At 55.2% G+C, this 2,837-nt stretch carries 2 protein-coding genes; both read left to right on the top strand.

Going from position 1 to position 2,837, the window contains the following annotated elements:
• Positions 1 to 1,127 (top strand): mannose-1-phosphate guanylyltransferase/mannose-6-phosphate isomerase (locus FV228_RS25755; RefSeq protein ID WP_147857139.1); only part of this gene is annotated, 1,127 nt, incomplete at its 5' end.
• Positions 1,128 to 1,656: 529 nt separating this feature from the next.
• Positions 1,657 to 2,715: a glycosyltransferase family 4 protein gene (locus FV228_RS25750; RefSeq protein ID WP_147857138.1), complete on the top strand. Its 1,059-nt coding sequence runs from the start codon at positions 1,657 to 1,659 to the stop codon at positions 2,713 to 2,715.
• Positions 2,716 to 2,837: the final 122 nt, after the last annotated feature.

The following is a 2,837-nucleotide window of genomic DNA, read 5'->3' as shown; positions in this document are numbered from 1 at the left end:
CCCTCCACGCCGCCCGCACCGATCCGCAGGCCGTGGTCCTGATCATGGCCGCCGACCACGTCGTGCCGGACACGCAGGCCTTCGTCGACGCCGCCAAGGCCGCCGCCATCGGCGCGCGGGCCGGCTACACCATGACGCTCGGCATCGAGCCGACCCGCCCGGCCTCCGATTACGGCTACATCCGCCGGGGCTCCCCGATCGCGGAGGCACCCGGCGCCGCCCGGGTGGAGAAGTTCGTCGAGAAGCCGGACCGCGTTGGCGCCGAGGCTTTGATCACGGACGGCGCCCTGTGGAACTCGGGCTACTTCCTGTTCCGCGCCGACTTGATGCTGGCCGAGCTCGAAGCGTTCGTGCCGGACGTGCTCGAAGCCGCCCGCTCCGCGCTCGACGCGGCCGTGATCGACCTCGATTTCGTGCGCCTGGATGCCAAGGCCTTCGAGAGGGCGCCGAAGATCTCGATTGACTACGCGGTGATGGAGCGGACCGCCCGGGCCGGTGTGCTGCCGGTGTCGTTCGCGTGGTCGGATGTCGGCACATGGGACGCGGTCTGGCAGGTGCTGGATCACGACGCGGAAGGCAACGCCGTGCGGGGCCGGGTGTCGCTGATCGGAACAAAGAACAGCCTCGTGCACAGCCAGGGCGGGGGCCTGACCGCGGTAGTGGGCCTAGAAGACGTGGTGGTGGTCTCCACCCCCGACGCGGTGCTGGTGGCCTCAAAAGCGCATTCCGGCAAAGTGAAGGAGCTAGTCAACGCCCTGCGATCACAGGGCGCGCCGGAGGCAGACGCGCACCTGCGGATGTACCGACCCTGGGGCTGGTACCAGCGGATCGACATCGGCGAGCGCTTCCAGGTGAAGCGGATCCAGGTGGTGCCGGGCGGGCGCCTGTCGCTGCAGAAGCACTACCACCGGGCGGAGCACTGGGTTGTGGTGCGCGGCACCGCCGAGGTCACGATCGACGAGCGGGTAGTGCTGGTCCACGAAAACGAGGCGGTCTACCTGCCGATTGGCTCGATGCACAGGCTCGCCAACCCGGGGAAGATCCCGCTGGAGCTGATCGAGGTCCAGGTCGGCTCCTACACCGGCGAGGACGACATCATCCGCGTCGAGGACATCTACGGGCGCTGATGGTTGTCGATCAATTAGTGTCCTATCAGCACAACTGGACATTAGCAATTTAGTAATTAGCCATGGGAGGCGTGATTCGAAAAAGCTCTATCCGATTTCAGAGGTCTGGCCGATACGGATTACCAAGGTTATATCACGAAGGGGGCATGGATAAAAAACTTGAAATGTATATTATTTATAGATACGGAGGAAGCTTTAAATCTCAATCGATAGCATGGCTCGATTAACAAATTTTCTTACGTAAAGATCGGGCTCACCGTCCTCCTAAATATTTTTAATCTTTTTCAGACATGAATTTTGGTCGACAGCAGGTTCACGACAGGCTGATACGTTGTATATAGTTTTATATGTGATTATCACGATATTGTCTCTTGTGTGCTATATGATGCATCCACGTTTTATATTGCGATTTTGCAGATGCGGAATCGATCTTTATTAATTTAAAGAGAATATTTTGGTATTGTGTCGCTCGTGGGTTTTTATATAGCCGCGCTATTCACGTTAGTATAAATGGAATTTGGAGGCCGCGATGCGTATACTTCACGTTTTAAACCATACGGAGCGTCTTAATGGGCATGTTCATGCCGCCATCGACCTAGCCTGCGCGCAAGCCGCGCTCGGTCATAGTGTCTCTGTCGCAAGTAGGGGAGGGGATTTTGATGACCTACTTGCCAAAAATTCCATCGAAAAGATTATTCTGGATCAAGCTCGAGTCCCTCTTGTCCTTATCAAGGCGGAGTTAAGCTTGCTGAAGCTTGTTAAGCGCTTCGACATTGTCCATGCGCATATGATGACGAGCGCAGTGCTTTGCTGGCCAATTTGCATTCTGTTGCGCCGCCCCCTTATTACAACAGTCCACAATGAGTTCGAGCGTAGTGCTGTTTTGATGGGCATTGGATCACGTGTGATTGCCGTCAGCAATGCTGTTTCAGAGTCTATGTCCAAACGAGGCGTGCCTAAATCTCGACTTAGAACTGTGCTTAATGGAACGGTCGGTTCGTTTAGATTGGATGGGCCAATAGGACCAGCGGTCAATCTTGGTTCCCCTGCTCTGCTGTATGTTGCTGGATTGCACCCGCGGAAGGGACTCCCAGATCTCCTGAATGCTTTTGAAATTGTCGCTGAGATTTTCCCCGCAGCACGACTTAACATTGTTGGGGAAGGCCCTTATCAAGCGGAATACCAAGCACTTGCGGCAGGATTGCGTTGCGCAGAAGCAGTTGTGTTTCATGGTGGTAAAGATGATCCTAGGCCGTATTTCATGGCTAGCGATCTTTTCGTGCTACCCTCTCTGGCAGAGCCTGCAGGCCTTGTCTTGTCGGAAGCTTGCGAAGCAGGGTGCGCTATTGTAGCAACCAACGTCGGCGGTATTCCAGAGATGTTGGACGGTGGCAATGCTGGAATGCTGACACCGGCCCACGATCCACAAAATATGGCTCGCGCAATCATTCGTCTTTTGAGTGACAAATCTGCTCTCGACCACGCTAAAATGGCAGCGAAAGCAAATATTCCTCGTCTCAAGTTGGAAAGGGTGTCGCAAGAAACTCTCGATATCTATCGAGAATGCTTGATTCGACAAAAACGTTAAAATCTTGGGCTTTATAAACAGGATAATCTTATCGAATGGCAGGGTGGTGATTCTTTTATCCAGTTCGCCGGTTCATTCTGTGGGTCAGCAGCAGGATTGAGCGTCGCGAGGCAGGGTTATGG

Origin of the sequence: Methylobacterium sp. WL18 (genome assembly GCF_008040015.1) — a bacterium.
In the GTDB taxonomy this organism is placed as follows: Bacteria; Pseudomonadota; Alphaproteobacteria; order Rhizobiales; family Beijerinckiaceae; genus Methylobacterium; species Methylobacterium mesophilicum.
Note: the sequence above shows the minus strand (reverse complement) of the source record. Positions and strands in the feature narration are given on the sequence as shown.